The organism is Phycisphaerales bacterium, from assembly GCA_020852515.1.
In the GTDB taxonomy this organism is placed as follows: Bacteria; Planctomycetota; Phycisphaerae; order Phycisphaerales; family UBA5793; genus UBA5793.
The window spans coordinates 106,036-125,323 of the sequence record JADZAS010000002.1; the positions used below are offsets into that span (position 1 = coordinate 106,036).

12 protein-coding genes are annotated in these 19,288 nt (G+C 64.1%); 3 read left to right on the plus strand and 9 right to left on the minus strand.

Annotated features, from left to right (window positions below; genetic code table 11):
- Window positions 1–257: 257 nt before the first annotated feature.
- Window positions 258–3,107: a hypothetical protein gene (locus tag IT430_00575; protein ID MCC6906408.1), complete on the minus strand. Its 2,850-nt coding sequence runs from the start codon at window positions 3,105–3,107 to the stop codon at window positions 258–260.
- A 442-nt stretch (window positions 3,108–3,549) separates the two neighbouring features.
- Here IT430_00575 and IT430_00580 point away from each other — a divergent pair, with 442 nt between their 5' ends.
- Together IT430_00580 and IT430_00585 are read left to right on the plus strand one after the other, a co-directional pair.
- Entirely contained in the window at window positions 3,550–4,047 is a 498-nt protein-coding gene (locus IT430_00580) for a hypothetical protein (protein ID MCC6906409.1), read from the plus strand.
- A 75-nt stretch (window positions 4,048–4,122) separates the two neighbouring features.
- The gene (locus IT430_00585) at window positions 4,123–6,060 is read left to right on the plus strand and encodes a hypothetical protein (GenBank protein ID MCC6906410.1); all 1,938 of its coding nucleotides are present in this window, start codon (window positions 4,123–4,125) and stop codon (window positions 6,058–6,060) included.
- Between the two features lie 7 nt (window positions 6,061–6,067).
- Here the strand turns inward: IT430_00585 and IT430_00590 are convergent, their stop codons facing one another.
- The 3 genes from IT430_00590 to mnmG form a co-directional block, all read right to left on the minus strand.
- A complete protein-coding gene (locus IT430_00590; protein MCC6906411.1) occupies window positions 6,068–8,122 on the minus strand; it encodes a hypothetical protein in 2,055 nt (684 codons plus the stop codon).
- 204 nt (window positions 8,123–8,326) lie between these two features.
- Window positions 8,327–8,926 carry a 30S ribosomal protein S4 gene (gene rpsD, locus IT430_00595; GenBank protein MCC6906412.1) on the minus strand — a complete coding sequence of 200 codons (600 nt, stop codon included), beginning with the start codon at window positions 8,924–8,926 and terminating at the stop codon, window positions 8,327–8,329.
- Between the two features lie 117 nt (window positions 8,927–9,043).
- Complete coding sequence (mnmG, locus tag IT430_00600; GenBank protein MCC6906413.1) at window positions 9,044–10,933, minus strand: tRNA uridine-5-carboxymethylaminomethyl(34) synthesis enzyme MnmG; 1,890 nt, start codon at window positions 10,931–10,933, stop codon at window positions 9,044–9,046.
- 160 nt (window positions 10,934–11,093) lie between these two features.
- On the opposite strand from mnmG, the gene IT430_00605 reads away from it, so the two are divergent.
- The gene (locus IT430_00605; protein MCC6906414.1) at window positions 11,094–11,465 is read left to right on the plus strand and encodes an RNA-binding protein; all 372 of its coding nucleotides are present in this window, start codon (window positions 11,094–11,096) and stop codon (window positions 11,463–11,465) included.
- A gap of 92 nt (window positions 11,466–11,557) precedes the next feature.
- Here IT430_00605 and purD read toward each other — a convergent pair whose 3' ends face one another.
- From purD to IT430_00630, 5 genes are all read right to left on the minus strand, one after another.
- Complete coding sequence (gene purD / locus IT430_00610) at window positions 11,558–12,898, minus strand: phosphoribosylamine--glycine ligase (GenBank protein MCC6906415.1); 1,341 nt, start codon at window positions 12,896–12,898, stop codon at window positions 11,558–11,560.
- 35 nt (window positions 12,899–12,933) lie between these two features.
- Window positions 12,934–13,455: a thioredoxin-dependent thiol peroxidase gene (gene bcp / locus IT430_00615; protein MCC6906416.1), complete on the minus strand. Its 522-nt coding sequence runs from the start codon at window positions 13,453–13,455 to the stop codon at window positions 12,934–12,936.
- Window positions 13,456–13,515: 60 nt separating this feature from the next.
- Window positions 13,516–15,759 carry an SBBP repeat-containing protein gene (locus IT430_00620; GenBank protein ID MCC6906417.1) on the minus strand — a complete coding sequence of 748 codons (2,244 nt, stop codon included), beginning with the start codon at window positions 15,757–15,759 and terminating at the stop codon, window positions 13,516–13,518.
- Window positions 15,760–16,065: 306 nt separating this feature from the next.
- Complete coding sequence (locus IT430_00625; protein ID MCC6906418.1) at window positions 16,066–18,600, minus strand: SBBP repeat-containing protein; 2,535 nt, start codon at window positions 18,598–18,600, stop codon at window positions 16,066–16,068.
- 226 nt (window positions 18,601–18,826) lie between these two features.
- Window positions 18,827–19,270: a biopolymer transporter ExbD gene (locus IT430_00630; protein MCC6906419.1), complete on the minus strand. Its 444-nt coding sequence runs from the start codon at window positions 19,268–19,270 to the stop codon at window positions 18,827–18,829.
- Between the last annotated feature and the right edge of the window lie 18 nt (window positions 19,271–19,288).

Genomic DNA, 19,288 nt, shown 5'->3' on the forward strand with positions numbered 1-19,288 from the left:
TTCCAGGTTGACGGAGGGACGGCCGGTTGTGCCACGTGCAAACCGCCCCCTCCAAACTAGGTCCCATAGTACCGGATATTTTGAGAGGACCCGGCCACCCGCGGCACTTTTGAACAACTTTCTTACCGGAATTAACCTCCTGTACGGCAGAATGCGAACAGCACTCCCTTGATTCGGGGAGGTAGCTCGCCGCCAAATGATGAGCCCCTCTCCGCTGGGCGGAGAGGGGCTCTCGGGGTTCCGTGCCGTGAGGTCGATCAGGGGATCTGATCCGGATTGCTCGTCTGGCACGAGCCAGCCTGCACGAGTTGCAGGTAGTGGCCGCACGCGCCCTGGTTGGCGTTGCCGTTGATCGAGCCGCCGCCGTTGCCGGTGCTGATCGTCTGGATCAGTTGCACCGACCCGGAGATGCCAAGCGAAGTGCCTTGGCACGGCCCGGTGGGGATGATCGTCGTGCCCAGGTTGTTGCCGAACACGATGCCCTGCTGCACGCTCGGCTGGGCGCCGCTCCAGGCGACGTTGACCGAGCCGGGGCACGAGCCGGTGACGTTGAGCGTGTAACCGCCGCCGCAGTCGATCTTGAAGATCTCGACGGCGTCGATACCGGCTTCGGTCACCGAGTCGTTCGGATTGTCCGTCGCGGTGAAGCGCAACTTCATCGTCGCGGTCGGGGCGACGTAGTTGCCGACCTGAACTTCGCGCAGGACCCACTGCTCACCCTGACTGGTGATGTTCTCGATGGTGGTCCAGTTGGCGCCGTTGTTGTTGGAGATTTCGACGGTGAAGCGATCGGTCACGCCGTTCACGCTGACGAACCAGCGGGCGTAGCGCAGCGTGCCGTCGCCGGCGCTCATGTCAAACGTGGGCGAGGTGAGCTGCGTGGGCCCGCCGTCCACGTCGGAATTGCCGCTGCGGTTGCCGGTCAGGAAGCACCGGCCGGAGCCGTCGTAGTCATTGGCGGGATCCTGTCGGCTGCCGTCGCCGGCCGGAACGCCGCGCTCCCAAGCGCCGTCGGTAAGGCTCTGGTTCTGAACCGTCCAACCCATGTCGGTCTCGAAGTTGTCGGCGAAGTAGGTGATGATCCCGTTGGCGGAGATCGTCGAGAAGCTGCCGACGGGAGCATTGTCCGGATCGGTGACCAGTTCGTTGTCCGTGGTTTCAGCGCTGACGTAGTAGCGCACCGTTCGGCCGCACTCGATAGCCGGGAACGTGGCGTCATAGATGTTCGGCTGAACTTCATTCATCGCCACGTCGAGCCAGCCGCTCGTGCCGTCGTTGTAGTGCAGCGTGCCGGTGCCGGACTGGGGCTGCGAGTTGAGTCCGGAGACGCTCACCCGGAACGTCGTTCCGCCCGCGGGATCGATCCGCGCCGGCTGGCCGTTGGGATAGCTGAAATCAAGCAGTTCGAGCGGCGGCGGATCCATGTTGTGCCGGCTGAAGCCGTCGTCGATTTCAGCATAGTGCGGCGTGCCGTTGCCGAGGTTGTTGTCATCATCATCGAGCGTCAGCCAGTCGATCGTGACGCCCGGCGTGATGCCTGACGGCCGGAAGAGCATCGAGTTGATGGCGAGATCCGCGAGGATGTTGCGATACTCCGAAGGCTCAGTCACGCGGAGCGCTTCCTGAGTGAAGTACGCACAGCCTGAAAGGATCTGGCCGCAGAAGTGGATTTCACCCGAGCAGGGATACTGCCTGCCGGCGCGGGCGTCGCGGATGTCCTGGCCGCTCTCGAAGAAGTCTTCGCCGGTGATCGGGCTTTCAGTCATGACGATGGCCATGACGTCGCCCATGCCTTCGCCGTAGGCGCCCTGGTTCGTGCCGGCGTCGCCGACGAGTTTGTGGCCGTATTCGTGGTGCACGACCGTCGAATAGGCCGTGTTCCAGCAGCCTCCGCCGCGACGGTAGAAGTTGATCGACGAGCCGTTGTAGAAAGCGTTGCAGGTATCCGTCAGATTGACGTTCGCGCGGAACGTGCGATTGATGTTTGGATACGAAGGGTTGATCTCAATGACGCGGCTGTGGATCATCGACGTCTGCAGCATCGCGTTGACCTGCGAGGTCACCAGTTCCGTCGGCACGTCGTTGTGGATGAAGTCGGCCGGGCCGGGCGGCAGAACATTCAGGTCGATCTGGATCGCCGTGCCCCCGGTCGGGAACACGCCCTGCAGCAGCGACGGGCCAACCATGCGGCTGCGCACGGTCACCTGCGTGTTGCCGCTGTGGGAGATGACGTAGTCGCCGGCCGCATCCGTATTGGCGCTGTTGCCGCCGACGACCTGGACGGTCACGTTGGGCAGGTCCACCGTCATCGGCACATTGTTCGTCTTGTCGGGAAGCAGACCGGGAGTCGCCTTGCCCTTCACGTTGCCGACCACGTCCACCGAGTGAACGAGCGTCTCTTCGTGAAGGGTCTGACCCGTCACGGCATCGACGATCAGCCGTCGCTTGTCGTAGGTTCCGTGGCGGTGCTCGCCGTTGATGCCGATGGCGATGCCGTCTTCAGGCGAGCCGGTCTCGCTGATGTACGTGAATGCCAGCCGGGCGACAGGCTGCTCGCCCGCCTTTTCATCGACGTAGATCACGCGGTCGAGCGCCTCCGTCACCGGATAGCCGTTGCGCAGCGACTTGACCTGCGACTCGTTCATCTGGCCCTGCGGCTGGACGTAGGTGCTCAGGTCCTTGAGGTTGTTGACGGCCAGCACGACGGGGTAGCCCGCGGCGCGGTCGTTGCGAACGACCAGCGTCAGGTTGCTGTCAAAGACCGAGACGCCGCCGCGAACCTGTGCAAAGTAGATCGCGAAGAACTTGTAATCGCCCGTCCCGCGGTTGTACATCACCGGCTGGTAGGCCAGGCCGTCGGCTGTGGCGAGCTGCTGAAGATCGGCCAGGTCAGCCCCAAAGGCGGCCGCATGCTGTTCGAGCAGATTCCACGCGCTGTCCTCGGGGTCCGAGCCCGTGGACATCGGCGCCCCGTACAGGCGCGACAGTTTCCCCTCCCAGTTGAAGGCTCGCACGCCCGGGCGCGAATCGAGCAGCTGCTGCAGTGGCGTGCTCGAGCCCAGCGCGCTGGCGCTGATGAAACCGGCCGCCAACAGCGCAGCCAACATGCCTCTCTTCTTCATGGTGGTCCCCTAGCAAAGTACCCATGCTCCTCGACCCGGTCGCTCCGGCGGCCGGCTTCGACCCCTGCCGCGGCGCGCACCGAAAGTACGCACCATACGCGCAGGCGTCGCCGAATGAACACGTTGCGGCTGGTTTTTCATCCCACGGGATCGGACCTGCGATCGATTTCGCGGGAAAGCCCGTGCATTCCAGACCGCCACCGCTCGCGCGGACGCGGCGGCCAGGCTGGCCGCCACTTCACTCCGATAAAGCAGGCAATCTCACCCAGCTCCGCGCATCGCCTTGCTCCTCACCCGTTTTCGATTACACTTGCTCAAGCGGACGGCAAGAGGCCGTCCGCGCAGCGCGCGAGCAGGGAGGCTCGATTCGTCTGACCCCGAAAGGGAAAGCGATTTGAACCTCCGTCCCGCCCCTGGTTCCTCGACCGTGCTCCGCCTGACCGGCGGGCCGTTGCGGCTCGTCGGCACGAGCCCGTCCGCCGCTGACTCGCCGGCGGCGAGGGCGATTGCGCGTGAGAATCGTGCGGCCTCGCTCGCGGCCGACCTCGATCCGGCTGACCCCCGCTGGGTGCTCGCCGCCCGGACCCGCGCCGAATTGCAGGGCGCCTCGCTCACTGCTGACCGGCGCGAACGGCTCCTGGGCCTCGCCCATGACCTGGGCATGAGGCCGTTCGACGCCAACCTCGTCATCGCCATTGTGCAGGATGAAGCCCGCCTGGCGTCCGCCGGCGCCGACTCGGCCTGGGAACTGGCCGACCGGCTGCGCATCGTGCCAGCGTCGCCGACCCTCGGCGGGAAGTCGTCAGCCGATGTCGCGAATCACCTTTCAGCCTCATCCGGCCGGTCGGCGCTGGCGCTGCTCGTGATCAGCGCTTTGCTGGGCGTGCTTGGCGTCGCGGCGCTCATCCGCTGGCTGGGCGTGTGATCATTCTCTTGGACGGCACTTGCGGTTCAAGCCTCGTTTGTCGCGGCCTCTCCCGCCGTTAAGATTGAGCAATCCATGAGCGATCCCATCAAGCATGAATGCGGGCTGGCGGTGGTCCGGCTTCTCAAGCCCCTGAGCCACTACCGGGCCAAGTACGGCTCGGCCGCATGGGGCCTGGACAAACTCCAACTGCTGATGATCAAGCAGCGCAACCGCGGCCAGGACGGCGCGGGCGTCGCGGTCGTCAAGTTCGACATGCCCATGGGAGAGCCGTACATCTTCCGCAAGCGATCCGCCAAGAAAGACGCCGTTTCCGTCGTCTTCGAGGACATCCACAAGGATCTTTCCAAGATCGCCAAGCGCAAGCACACCGGGCGGCCCGACGAGCGGCTCAAGAAACGATTCGAGTTCATCGGCGAACTCTACCTCGGGCACCTGCGCTACGGCACCTTCAGCGACGACGGCGTGGCGACGTGCCACCCCTACGTGCGCCACAACACCGCCGCCACGCGCAGCCTCGTGCTCGCGGGCAATTTCAATCTCACCAACGCGGACCAGATCTTCTCCGAACTCATCGGCTACGGCCTGCGCCCCGTCGGCGTCTCCGACACGCTCACCGTCATGGAAAAGGTCGGCCACTACCTCGACCGCGAGAACGACCATCTGCTCGTCGAACTCGCCCGGCAGATGCCCGGCCTGGCGGGAGAGGACCTGGCGCGCGAAGTGAGCGACCGGCTCGACATTCCGGTCGTGCTGCGCCGGGCGAGCAAGGACTGGGACGGCGGCTACGTCTTCTCAGGCCTGATCGGCAACGGCGACGCGTTCGTCTATCGCGACCCCAACGGCATCCGGCCGGTGTTCTACTACCAGGATGATGAAATCGTGGCGGTCGCCTCCGAACGGGCGGCGCTCACCACGGTCTTCGACGTCGAGCCCGAAGAGATCCGCTTCATCGGCCGCGGCGCTGCGCTGGTCATCCGGCACAACGGCGAAATCGCCGAACACCAGATCAAAGAGCCCGGCGAACTGCGCCAGTGCACCTTCGAGCGCATCTACTTCTCGCGCGGCAACGACAAGGCCATCTACGGCGAGCGAAAATCGCTCGGGCGGCAACTCGCCCAGCGCACCCTTGAAGCCGTGAACTTCGACACCGATCACACGGTGTTCAGTTTCATACCCAATACGGCCGAGACCGCGTTTCTCGGGCTCGTCGAGGAAACCGAGCGCATCATGCGCCATCGCAACGCCGAGGAGATCTGGCGCCTGAGCCAGGCGGGCCGGCTGACGCGCGAGGACGTGCTGCGCCTGACCAACGGCATCCCGCGCGTCGAAAAAGCGGCGCACAAGGACCAGAAAGTCCGCACGTTCATCACGCAGGACGTCCAGCGCAGCGATCTGATCAGCCACGTCTACGACATCACGCGCGGCGTGGTCGGGCCGGACGATACGCTGGTCGTGCTCGACGATTCGATCGTGCGCGGCTCGACGCTGCGCAACTCGATCATCACGATGCTCTCGCGACTCAACCCGCGCAAGATCATCGTGCTCAGCAGCGCGCCGCCGATCATGTATCCCGACTGCTATGGCATCGACATGAGCGAACTGAAGCGCTTCGTCGCCTTTGAGGCGGCGATCTCCATCCTCCGCGGAGACGGACGACAGTCGCTCATCGACAACGTCTACGAATCGTGCAAGTCGCAGGTCGGCTTGCCGCTGGGCGCGTACCAGAACCACGTCGAGCGCATCTACGACGGCATCAGCCTCGAACGTCTCAGCGCCAAGATCGCCGAGATCATCAGGCCGGTGACGATCGACTGGCAGGGTGAACTGCAGATCATCTATCAGTCGATCGACGGGCTGCGCGCTTCGCTGCCGCGCCACACGGGCGACTGGTATTTCACCGGCCGCTATCCCACGCCCGGCGGCTATCGCGTGCTCAACAACGCGTTCATCAACTACTACGAGAACCGCACCGGCCGCAGTTACGAGACGTCGTGCGCGGTGGGCGGTTGAGGACCGCTCAGCCGCCGGCTTCTTCGGATGAAGACTCGGGCTCGCCCTCAGACGGCGCGACGCCGTCGGCGGCCGGTTCCCGCTCCGACTCGGGCCGCTCATCCACGTAATCGAAGCGGCGCTTCATCGACTCGAAGGTGAACGGCTCCATCTGCTCGTCGGCGAAGGTCCGATCCATGAGCACTTTGGTCGGCGAGATCGGACCCGGCGCCAGGCCGGAGATGCGCATGCCCGTGTCCAAGGCGCGCAGCCACGCCTGACGCGTGGGCGGGAAATGGCTCTCGAGGCGCACAAGGGCAAGGCCCAGCTGCTCAGGCACCGGCGTGGCCAGCAGCCGCTGCTCCATGGGCAGATCGTTGACGCGAGTGAGCGGCTCGAACGTCTCGACGCGGTCGAACACGGCCGCGACCATCGTCGGGCTGTTGACGCTGCCCACGCCGTTGGGCGCAAAGTCGCCGGGCTTGCTGTTGAAGTTGCCGTAGCGCGCGATCGATCCGCGGCGGACGGTCGTGTCGATTGACTTGGCGAGTTCCTCGAGCGTCTCGTCGATGCCGCGCTGCCGCCAGGTGTCGAGGTTCGCCTTCAACTGCTCGAACGCCTGCTGCCGCTTGACGTCTTTGGCCACCTGATCGCGCACTTCGGCGAGCGTCTCGGGCGCGCGGGCGAGGTCGATGTCCAGAACGCGATAGAGGAACGCGTCGCCGGGATAGGCCGTCGGGCCCACGCGCGACGTGTTGTACACGTTGGAGCGAAGCAACAGGAAGTCGGCCAGACCCGCCTGCAGGCCGGGCACATTGCTCTTGCCCAGTTCGCGATGCGCCTGCACGAGCTGGCCGAAACTCATGTTGGTCACGCCGGCCGGGCGCACGGCGCCGCCGATGCCTTCGAGTTGACTCAGTTCCGACATCGTGTACCACTTGGTCGTATCTGCGTGATACTCGACATCCACGCCGAACTGCTGCTGGATCTCATCGCGGAGCTTCTCGAACGAGACTCTCTTCTGAGCCCAGTCTTCGGGCAGCACGCGGTAGCCGCCTTCGTGCGCGAGTGGCTGGACGTTCTTGAGAAGTTCGCCCTTGATGTAGCGCGAGATCTCGGTCAGCAATTCCTCGGCCTTCGAGCGGCGGTAGGCGTCGATCGCCTCGTCGGCGACCTCGTCAAAAGTCGGCTGGCTGCCATCCGGATTGGCCCGGGCCTGGTCGGCGTTCCGCTGGAACCACTTGCGGGCCTCGAGCCCCGAGGCCTGCACCTGGTCGATCACGCTGTCGTAGTCGATGGTCAGGTACTCGACCTGCGCACGATCGGGCAGGCGATAGCCAAAGCCCTTCTCGCCTTCGCCAGGCGCGACGTGCTTGTACTTCTCGAACTGCTCGGTGAGCAGCGCTTCATCGGGTTCGGGCAGATCGGCGATGTGATCGGCGGCATCGACGAAGACCAGCGCGACGTTTACCTTGTCTTCAAACTTATCGAAGATGTGGCGCACGCGATTGTCCGAGGCGGGAGGAGCGCCAGCGTAGAGGTCGATGAGCCGGCCGATGCCGGCCAGTGCGGCGAAGGCGCGCTTGCCGTCGTCGAGAGACATGCTCGCCTGGCCGGCTTCGCTGCGCAGGATCTGGATCAGTCGCTGGTAGACTTCATCCACCTCGAGCCGCTGCTGGGCGGCAAAGTTCGCGGCCTGTTCCATCAGTTGCCGGTCGCCGTCCCCCACGCCGCCGAGCAGCCCGGCCAGTTCGGCCTCGCGCTTGAGCAGGATCCAGTGATCCGCACCCTGCAGCCCGCCGGATTTCGAATCAGCCTCGTCGTGCTCGGGGAAGTTGAGCAGCGGGCCGATGTCGCGCGTGTTGAACATCGCCTCGAGGATGGCCAGTTCGGAACTGGCCTTCTGCCATTCCATGGTCTCAATTGATCGCGTCGACCCGTCCACCGAGATGCGAAAGACCGGCTTGTTGCGCGCCATGTTGCCAAATCGCTGAATCGCCTGAGGCAGGAGAAACGCGATCATCAGCAGCGATCCGCCGACAGCCATGATCCAGGCCTGGTACTTTCGCAGAAACTTCAGCATGGACGGTGAGCCTTCCTCGGGCGACGTTCTACATCAGGGACGAATCGTAGGTTCGGTCCGGCGAGGGTGAAGTGTCTCGCCGGACCGTCGGGGCGTGTTAAAGACAGCGGTCGGCCGAGAGAGCCCGACCGACCGCGGCGACTTTTCGATTCCACCCGTGAGCAGGATGGCGCGGGCCGCCGCCCCGATCCTGCCCGGCGTGGATTACTTGTACAACTCGACGATCAGGTTCGGATCGACGTCGAACGGGATCTGGTCCGGCGTGGGAATGGAGACGATCTTGGTTGACAGTTCCGCAGGATTGAGATCCATCCAGCCGGGAACGACGTGGCCGGCAAGCGATTCCATGTTCTCGCGGACGAGTTTGTGGAGGCGCTCCCTGACGGTGATCACGTCGCCCACGTTGACCTGGAAACTCGGGCGATCCACCTTGCGGCCGTTGACCATGACGTGTCCGTGCACGACGATCTGGCGGGCGGCCCAGATCGTGCGGGCCAGGCCCGCGCGGCGCACGACGTTGTCCAGCCGGCGCTCGAGCGCCTGAAGCAGGATCTCGCCGGTGTTGCCCGTCTGGCGCGTGCACTCGGCCAACACGCGGCGGAATTGCTTCTCGAGCACCGAGTAGTGGTAGCGCAGTTTCTGCTTTTCATTCAGGCGCACGCCGTAGTCGCGCAGGCGCCGCCCGCGGAAGCCGTGCTGGCCCGGCGGATTCAACTGCCGCTTGGACGTGTGCTTGGGGATGTCCGCGATGGGCACGCCCACCTTGCGGGACAGTTTGACCTTCGGGCCGATGTAACGAGCCATAGACGCCAATCCTCAAAAGACCTGTTCGGAGTGAGAACCTTCGGCCGCGGACCCACCCGCTCAGGCTGCCGACCGGTTCAGGATCGAACTGAATCAAAGGACGTTCAGGGCGAAACGTCAAGTTGGCCCGGTGCTCGGCTTCACCGGACCTGTCAGCGCCTGACGCCGCCCGTTGGTGGTCCCGGCCCCACTGTGGCGCCCGCGGATCGCGATCTCCAGCAGCGTCACATCCGCCGGATTCACGCCCGCCAGCCGCCCGGCCTGTCCGAGCGTGGCCGGCTTGAACCGGCTCAGCACGTCGATGGCCTCGTTTCCAAGGCCGGGAACCCGGGCATACTCGAACATCGCCGGAATCGACCGCTGATCCATCTCTGCCAGGCGTCTGATTTCGGCGTGCTGCTTCTCCACGTAACCCTCGTACTGAATGTCGCTGATCACGACGTCGATCAGCCGACGCTCAAGATCGCGCGGCAGATGGTCCGCCACCGACTCCTCGGCCAACGAGCGACTTCGGAGGTGCTGGTGCAGGCTCCGGCCATCCACGCGGACTTCGTGCATGAGCGCGCCGATGCGCCCGAGTTGCGCCGCCCGACTCTGATGCAGTTCCCAGCGGCGCTCGCAGATGAGCCCCCACTCCCGCGCCATGGGCGTGAGGCGGTCGGGCGCGGTGTCGCCGCGCAGAATCAGTCTGAACTCCGCCCGGCTCGTGAACATGCGATACGGCTCGCGCGGCGTCTTGGTGACCAGGTCATCCATCATCACGCCGATGTACGAGCGGTCGCGCCCAAAGCGGATCGGCTCCTGCCGCCGCGCGTAGCGCACGGCGTTGAGGCCCGCGACCACGCCCTGCCCCGCCGCCTCTTCGTAGCCGCTCGTGCCGTTGATCTGGCCCGCCAGAAACAGGCCCTCGATGCGCTTGGTCATGCAGGTGGCGTCGATCTGGTGCGGCCAGACCATGTCGTATTCGACCGCATAGCCGTACTTGAGAATCGTCGCTCGCTCGCAACCGGGCATGAGCGGAACGATGGCGTCCTGCACGTCGCGCGGCAGCGAGGTCGAAATGCCGTTGCAGTAGATCTCGTTGGTGTTGAGCGACTCGGGCTCGAGGAAGACGTGGTGCGAGGCGCGGTCGGCAAAGCGCACGACCTTGTCCTCGATGCTCGGGCAGTAGCGCGGGCCGCATTCGGCTTCGATCTGACCGCTGTACATCGGCGCGCGGTGGATGTTGGCGCGGATGAGATCGTGGATCGCGGCGTTGGTGCTCGTGGTATGGCAGCAGACCTGCCGCAGAACAGGAAACCTCTCGCCGGGCATGGAGTGAGGCGTCATCTCGCTGAAGGGGCGGATCTGCTCGTCGCCCGGTTGCGGCTCCAGGCCGGTGAAGTCGATCGACTCGGCGGCGAGGCGAGGCGGCGTGCCGGTCTTGAGCCGGCCGAGTTCGAAGCCCAGTTGGCGCAGCGCGAAGCTGATTCCCACGGCCGAGCCTTCGCCGACGCGGCCGCCTTCGGCCTTCTGCTCGCCGGTGTGCATGAGGCTGCGCATGAACGTGCCGGTGGTGAGCACGACGGCGCCGGCCGCGAGCCGCGCTCCGTTGACAACCGCCCCACAGCAGCAGCCGCGCTCGATAAGGAGTTCATCGACGGTGCCCGCGATCACGGCGATGCCGCGTGAGGCGAGCAGCCGCTGCACCTCGGCGGCGTAGGCGTACTTGTCCGCCTGGGCGCGAGGCGCCTGGACGGCGGCGCCCTTGGAGGTGTTGAGAGTGCGAAACTGGATGCCGGTGGCGTCAATGGCCCGGCCCATGAGTCCGCCGAGCGCATCGATCTCGCGGACGATCTGTCCCTTGGCGAGCCCGCCGATCGCCGGATTGCAACTCATGGCCCCCACGCGACTTGGGTCCATTGTCACCAGCGCGACATCCGCGCCCAGACCCGCCGCGGCCCATGCCGCCTCAGCCCCTGCGTGTCCGCCGCCGATGACGATGATGTCGAAACGTGGATCGACCAATGGAACTGCCCCGTCCGGCACGTCAGCCCCGCTCAAAGCGAGTTATCCACATTCTGTGGCCCGATTCGCGCCAATTTCTCAAAAATTCCCACCGGCTTATGGTAAACTATCCCCGCCCGAACGCAAGGGAGGTTGTCTCCGTCGCGTTGCGGCAAAGCCGATGCATGGTTATGCCCGAGTATCCGCTGAGGTTTTAAGTCGAACAGTTCTCGGGCAGGAATCAAGTATCGTGACGAACATCTACGTAGGCAACATCTCGTTTCAGACTTCGGACGCCGACCTCGAACAACTCTTCGCGGAGTTCGGGCAGGTGGATCGCGCCAATGTCGTCATGGATCGGCAGACCGGCCGCTCGCGCGGCTTCGGGTTTGTCGAGATGCCTAACGACGACGAGGCGCAGAAAGCCATCAGCGAACTCAACGGCAAGGAAATCGAGGGTCGAACGCTCACGGTCAACGTAGCCCGGCCGCGAGCCGAGCGGCCCATGGGCGGCGGCATGCGGCGCGGCGGTGGTGGTGGTGGCCGCTATTGAGGCGAGAGCCCGATGTGCGGGCTCAATTCGAGTGAGGACGTCAGCAGGCCCGGCGCAACCGTCGGGCCTGCGGACGTTTTCGAGTGCTGCGGCTAGCGGAGCGCGCCGCTGGCGGCGCCGATGTCCCGCCGCAGCTGCGCGCCCTCGAACGAAATGAGATCGCACGCCTGCAGCGCGCGTTCGCGCGCTTCGCTCAGCGTCGGCGCCAGGGCGGTCACGCCGAGCACGCGCCCGCCGGTCGTCACGACCTCGCCGTCGGCTTTTTTCGTGCCGGCGTGGAAGATCTGCACGTCTTCAATCCGAGAGGCCTCGTCAAGGCCGCTGATGGGCAGGCCCCTTTTGTACGGGCCCGGATAGCCCGGCGCCGCCATGACGACGATGCAACTGGCGCGATCGTCCCATGCGAGTTCGACTTCATCCAGCCGGCCCGCCGCCGTCGCCCAGAGCGCTGCGAGCACGTCGGACTGCAGGCGCGACATGAGCACCTGGCATTCGGGGTCGCCAAAGCGGCAGTTGAACTCAATGACCTTGGGCCCCGCGGCCGTCAGCATGAGCCCCGCGTAGAGCACGCCGCGATACTCGATCTCCTCGCGCACGAGCGCATCGACGGTGGGGACGAGGATCTCGTTTTCGATGCGACCAAGCATGTGATTGTCGAGCCAGGAGACGGGGCTGTAGGCCCCCATGCCGCCGGTGTTCGGACCGGCGTCGCCTTCGAGGAGGCGCTTGTGATCCTGGCACGGCTCGAGGACGTAGATGTTGCGGCCGTCGACGAGCGCGAAGATCGACACTTCCGGCCCGCTGAGGCGTTCCTCGATCACCACGGTTTCGCCGGCGCTCCCGAACACGCGCTGCTTCATGATCTGCGCCAGCGCTTCGATCGCCTCGTCGAGCGTGTCGGGCAGGATCACGCCCTTGCCCGCGGCCAGGCCTGAGGCCTTGATGACGGGCATCTCCTCGCGGCTTTGCACGTACTGCACGGCCTGTTCGTAGTTGGAAAAGATGCGGGCCTCGCCGGTGGGCACGGAGGAGGACCGCATGAGCTGCTTGGCCCACGCCTTGTTCGATTCGATCTGGGCCGCGGACTTGCTTACGCCGAACACGAGCCGGCTCTCGGTGGCCAGCGCGTCGGCGAGCCCCTCGGCCAGGGGCCCTTCCGGCCCGATGACGACGAGATCGATCTTGTTCTGGTTGCACCACTTGACCAGCCGCCAATGCTCGCGCGCTTCGGTCGGAGCCGTGCAGGGCTGGGCGAGCGCCGCAAGGCCCGGGTTCTCGTGGTGCGTCACGTAAAGGCTGGCCAGATGAGGCGACTGGGCGATGCGCCAAGCCAGCGCATGCTCGCGCCCGCCGCCGCCTACGAGCAGCACGTTGATCTTGTCTGGAATAGGCGGACCCTTGCGGCCGCGACGTGGCGTGGCAGACTGACTCATCGCGCGAGTGTACCGCGGCAATCGGGCCGGGCAACTCAGGGTTTGGCGCGCGGGGCCGACTTTGGCGCCGATTCGCCGCGCAATGCGGCCAACACCTGTGCGGCGTGCCCGTTGGTGCGCACCCGATCAAAGCGGTGTTCGACTTTCCCCGTCGGGCCGATCACGTACGTTGTGCGAACGATTCCCATGTAGGTGCGGCCGAACATCTGCTTGAGGGCCCACACGCCGTACTTGTCGCAGACTTTCGGCACGCCATCTTTGCCCGGCACGTCGGCGAGCAGTGTGAAGTTCAGGTCGTACTTGTCGGCGAAACGACAATGCGATTCGCTGTTGTCGGGCGAGATTCCGAGCACGACAGCGCCAGCCTTTTGGAATTCTCCCGCCGCATCTCGAAACTCCTTGGCCTCGATCGTGCAGCCCTCGGTGTCGTCCTCCGGATAGAAGTAGAGCACGACGCACTGGCCCCGGTACCCGGAGAGCCGGTGGTTCTCGCCATTCTGGTCAGGCAACTGGAACGCAGGCGCGCGCTGACCGGGTTCAACCAATGATCCACTCATGGGTCGATGCTCCTCCTGAAATATGATTGGAGCATCGCCCTCCCAAGACAGATGGGAGATTCACTCGATTCTCACGACGTTGCTCGTGCCACAGGTTGCGATATCGAGAAGCTGGAGATAGCCGCCGCAGGGGCCGGGGCCGGTGGTTGAGTTGACGGTGCGCGAGCCGCTCTGCCCGGCGCTGCCTTGATACGCGATCTGGATCTGGTTGCTGCCCAGGCCCGTTTGAGTTCCGGCGCAGGGGTTGCCGCTGGGGATGCGGAATGAGCCGGTGTTGATGGCGTAGAGCAGGACGATCGTCCCGCCGCCCGTCGCGCCGGACCATGAGACCTGGATGGGGCCGCCGGATGGGCAGGTGGCGGCGACCGAGAGTTGCAGCCCGGAGGAGACGCGGATCTTTACCAGAAACGCATCGTTCGGATCGCGTCCTCCGTGATGGTTGTTGACGCGGTGTTCAAAGTCCGTTGAGGCTGTCTGGCCAGATATCACTACAGTTCCAGCATTATCAACCGCGATTCCCAAGCCGGAATCGATGTTGTTGCCTCCAACGTACCTCATCCACGCGATCGCCCCCGAAGTTGGAACTTGGGCCAGAAACGCATCTGGTCCGATGTGGGGCTCGTTAACTCTGCCTTCAAAATCTTCCGAGTAGGTCTGGCCGGTTACGTATGCGTTTCCATCCTCGTCAACAGTGACGGCTCGGCCATCCTCACCGTTGGAGCCTCCCAAATACGTCATCCACTGAACCAGCCCCGTCGGAGTTACCTTGACCAGAAACGCGTTGTATTGGATCCCGCGAAGCGAGTTGTTTCGACCCTCAAAATCAGCCGAATACGTGGTTCCTGTCAAGAACGCATTCCCAGCATCGTCTGTGTCGATCGCATAGGCGAGGTCATCGGCCGTACCTCCAACGTATGTCATCCACTGCAGTGCACCCGATGTGGTTAGTTTTGCGACGTACGCATCGTAGTACCATGGACCATGATGTGCGTTGATTCGCCCCTCAAAATCGAGGGACACCGTGATGCCCGTAATGATCGCATGCCCCAAACCGTCGATGGATACCCCAAATCCCAGCTCGCCGCCGCTACCGCCAAGATAGGTCATCCACTGCACTACGCCGTCACTACGCACGCTCGCGGCGAAGGAATCCGCAACTCCTCCGTGATGTTCATTGTTCCGATGTTCAAAATCGTTCGCGCCGGCTTCACCCGATACCACCGAGTTACCTGTTGCATCTACGGCGATGCCAAAACCTAGGTCGTGCCCAGTACTGCCGAGATAGGTCATCCAATCCAGATCTCCCGATGAGGCGACCTTAGCGATGAATGCATCACCGCCGAAAGGATCTCCTCCATGAAACTCGTTGGTTCGCCCAGCGAAATCAACTGACTCTGTGCCGCCTGCGACGTACGCATTGCCAGCACTGTCCAGCGCCACCCCGAAGGAGGCATCACTCATGCTGCCACCGAGATATGTCATCCATTCAAGCGTTCCCGTTGAGTTTACTTTTGCCACAAACGCGTCGTACGGTCCGAACGGACCGCCATGGTGGGAGTTGTTTCGTCCTTCAAAGTCGACAGACAGCGTAGCACCACTTACCAGTATGTTCCCGCCACGGTCGATAGCAACGCCGGGCCCATCATCAACGTCGCTTCCACCGAGATACAGAGCCCACTGCACATCAGGATCAATGACGAGTTCCCGGACGGCATCGACCGGACAATCGAGCGCGATGCGGTAAGTATGGTCATCACAGAGTTCGAACCGCGCGGAAATGTCAGTACGACGTGTGCCGCTCGCCTGCCACACCACCGGTGCGCCGTCGGCGAGCGTGCCGAATGAGGTGTTGATCTGGAGATTGCCGGCCTCGTCGATGCACAGGGAATCAACGCCGTCGTAGGCGATGCGGATCTGCGCGTATTCGGCGCCGGGCGCGACGTGGAACTCGTACTTGAGCACGCCGTCGTCATTGCCCATCACGTGCAGATCAATGCCGTCGTAGAGATTCGCGTAGACGACTTCGCCAAAGGAGGGCACATCGCTGGCCGTGCTTCGCCCCTCGCCGCCGACGAAGTAGTTGAACTTCGCCGTTTGCGGGTTGCTGCCTTCGGGCAGCACGTCGTTGCTGCCGGGGAAGGTGATGGTGAGTGTGAGGTGGTTGAAGTCGGCGGATTCCCGCAGCGAGCCCGAAGCGTCAGCGAGGAATGCTTCGTGCGAAGCGCCTCCAACACCTCCTCGCTCACGCTTCGGGCTCGCTTTGGTCGTTTCGTTTGATTCGTTCGATTCGCGCGTCATGTGCATCGTCAGCGCCGACTCGCGGAAGGCGACGTCAAGGCCGCGCGAGCGCAGGCCGTAGTGGACGTCGCGATCGGACCACTGTCCCTGGTTGGGCACGAAGTAGACGCCGCGCAGGCCGAGTTTGAGCATTTCAGTGGCGGCGGGGTCGGAGCCTTCCGGGCCAGCAAGGGCCGACGCCGCCAAAGGAGTCGCACACATGATCGACAGCGTTGAAACACACGCCCACGATAGTCTGACTGCCATCTGTTCTTTCCTTCACTCGGCTCGATGCCGAACTGCCTCTTCTCCGCGTTGTGGCGGAGGCGAGAGTTATTCCACCAGCGCCACGTTGCTCGTGCTGCAGGTCGGCACGTCGAGGAGTTGGAGGTAGCCGCCGCAGGCGCCGGGGCCGGTGGTTGAGTTGACGGTGCGCGAGCCGCTGGGGCCGGCGCTGCCTTGATAGGCGATCTGGATCTGGTTGCTGCCCAGGCCCGTTTGAGTTCCGGCGCAGGGGTTGCCGCTGGGGATGCGGAATGAGCCGGTGTTGCGGGCGTAGAGCAGGACGATCGTGCCGCCGCGCGTCGCGCCGGACCAGGAGACCTGGATGGGGCCGCCGGATGGGCAGGTCGCGTTGACTACCAGTTGCGGGCCATCGGCGAGGCGGAGTTTGACGGCGAAGGCGTCAATGCCGCCGTGGTGTGCGTTGCCGCGACCCTCGAAGTCGGGCGAAGCGGAGTACCCGGAGATATATGCCCTGTTCCCTTCGGCTGCTGCGACACCGAAACCAATATCTTCAGCGATTCCGCCGAGATAGGACATCGACTGCAACGAGCCCGATGGACTCATCTTCCCGACGAACGCATCGTTCCCGCCGTGATTCCAGTTGCGTCGACCCTCAAAGTCGGTCGAGTCGGTTAGTCCGGTTACGAGACAATCCCCCGTGGCGTCGACGGCGATGCCTAGCCCCTCATCGTCGCGAGCACCTCCGAGGAATGTGGCCCACGCGACGGAGCCCGCGGGATTCACGCTCGCGACAAAACAGTCCAGCCATCCATGGCTCTCATTGGTTCGCCTTGCAAAGTCGGTCGAGCTGGTTGACCCGACGACAAGCACGTTGCCGGCCCTGTCGATAGCGATGCCCTGGCTGTAGTCGATGCCAGTTCCGCCGATGTAGGTCATCCACTGTACGATACCCGAGGAACTCACCTTTGCCGCAAAGGCGTCTTGCGGACCATTCGTGGAGTTGTTTCGACCCTCGAAGTTGGTCGAATCAGTTGCTCCGCTGACGAAGGCGTTGCCGGCGGTGTCTACGGCAATCCCGGCGCCGTATTCCTTCATGTCCCCGCCGAGGTAGGTGGCCCAGACAAGTGCTCCTGAATCGCCCACTCTGACGACCAGCGCTTCTTCGCTTTCGCCGTGATTCGCGTTATTGCGCCCTTCAACATCGGTGGAGTTCGTTTCGCCAGTTACGAACGCATGGCCAGCGCCGTCGACAGCAATGCTCTGACCCATGTCGCCTTGCGTGCCCCCGAAGTAAGTCATCCACTGGAGCAAGCCGGTGGCGCTCACTTTTAGGACAAACCCGTCGCCCTCCAGTCCGCCGGGACCGCCTCCGTGGTACGCGTTGTTGCGACCCTCAAAGTTAGACGAGGCGGTTGCCCCGGCCACGAGAAGATTGCCTGCGCCGTCAACGGCAACGTCAAAGGCCAGATCTTCGTCGCTGCCTCCGAGGTAGGTCATCCACCGCAGTGCGCCGGCCGGGCTGAGCCTCGCGAGGAAGGCGTCGCCGAATCCTCCGCCTCCATGATTGGAGTTGTTACGCCCTGAGAAGTCGGTCGAAGTAGTCGCCCCCGAAATGAGGACATCGCCCGAAGCATCGATCGCCACGCCAGTGCCAAAGTCGTCACCGCTTCCACCGAGGTAGTACATCCACTCCACATCCGGATCGATGATGAGTTCGCGAGTCGGATCGACGGGGCCATCGAGGGCGATGCGGTAGGTGTGAGCACCGCAGAGTTCAAAGCGGGCGGGGATGGTTTGGTCAGACGAGCCGCGCGTGTGAGCGAGCGGCGCATCGCGCTCGACGGCGAATACCGCTTCCTCACGGGCGCGGTTCATTGAGGCATGGGCGCGGCTCGTTGAATCCTCCTGCCACACCACCGGCGCACCGTCGGCGAGCGTGCCGAACGATGTGTTGATTTGAAGATTGCCGGCGTCATCGATGCACAGCGACTCAATGCCGTCGTAGGCGATGCGGATCTGCGCGTAGTCCGCGCCGGGCGCGACGTGGAACTCGTACTTGAGCACGCCGTCGTCGTTGCCGCACACGAGCAGGTCGATGCCGTCGTACAAGTCTTCGTAGATCACCGCGCCGAATGAAGGCACATTGCTCGCCGTCTCGCGCCCCTCGCCGCCGACGAAGTAGTTGAACTTCGCCGTTTGCGGCTGAGCGCCGATGGGCAGCACGGCGTTGCTGCCCGGGAAGGCGACGGTGAGGGTGAGGTGTTCGAGGTCAGCGGATTCGCCTGACGAGCCGCGCGTGTCAGCAAGCGGCGTCTCGCGTCGCGCGTCCAACACCACTCCCTCACGGTCGGGGCTCGGTTCCGCCGTCTCCCGCGTCATGTGCATCGTCAGCATCGACTCGCGGAAGGCGACGTCAAGGCCGCGCGAGCGCAGGCCGTAGTAGACATCTGCATCGGACCACTGACCCTGGTTGGGGACGAAGTAGACGCCGCGCAGGCCGAGGTTGAGCATCTCGGTTGCGGCGGGATCGCTCTCAACTGGGCCGGCGGTGGCGAGCGGCACGAAGAGGGCGCAGCACAAGAGCACCACACCCATCGCCGACGACGTGGTGAAACGACGCATCACGGACCTCCTCCTGCTCGAATACGCCGGCGGCAAGGGTGATGTGGCAGTGCCGGCGTCGAGAGTGGAGCAAATTATCCTCTATCCCGGCCCGCAGGTGCAAACAAAACCTGGCCGGAGAGATGAAAAACGACGATTTTCTTGCTGCGGCCGGAGGCGAAGGCCTCTGGCTGGTGCGCCGACATCGGAATGAAGACGCCGCAGGGCCGAAGTAAGCCGCGGGATCTCAGCGGGGTGGGCTGGAGAGTGCGTCCACCGGCTTGCCCACGATGAAGAACTCGTGGACACCCGAGCCGCGCAGGCGGTTGACCAGTTCGATGAACACCGGCAGGCGGTCGGCGCGGCCTTGCATGTCAGCCGCGAGGTAGACGCGGGCGTCGGGCTTGGCCGCAAGCGCCTCCTGCAGCACGCCGATGACGGCGTCAAGATCGGTCGGCCGGGCATCGACAAAAAGTGAGCCATCGGCGTCGAGCGTAATGGAGATCGCATCCACGTTGCTTGCAGGTCGTCCCTGGCTCAATTCAGGAAGCTGCACCGGCAACACCTCGGCGCGGATCAGCAGCACCATCGCGTAGATGAAAAAAGCCAGCAACAGGAAGATCACGTCCAGCAACGGCATGATTTCGAGGCGAGGCTCGAGCGAGGTGTCGCGGGCGATGCGCACGGCCATGGAGAGGCATTGTAGGAG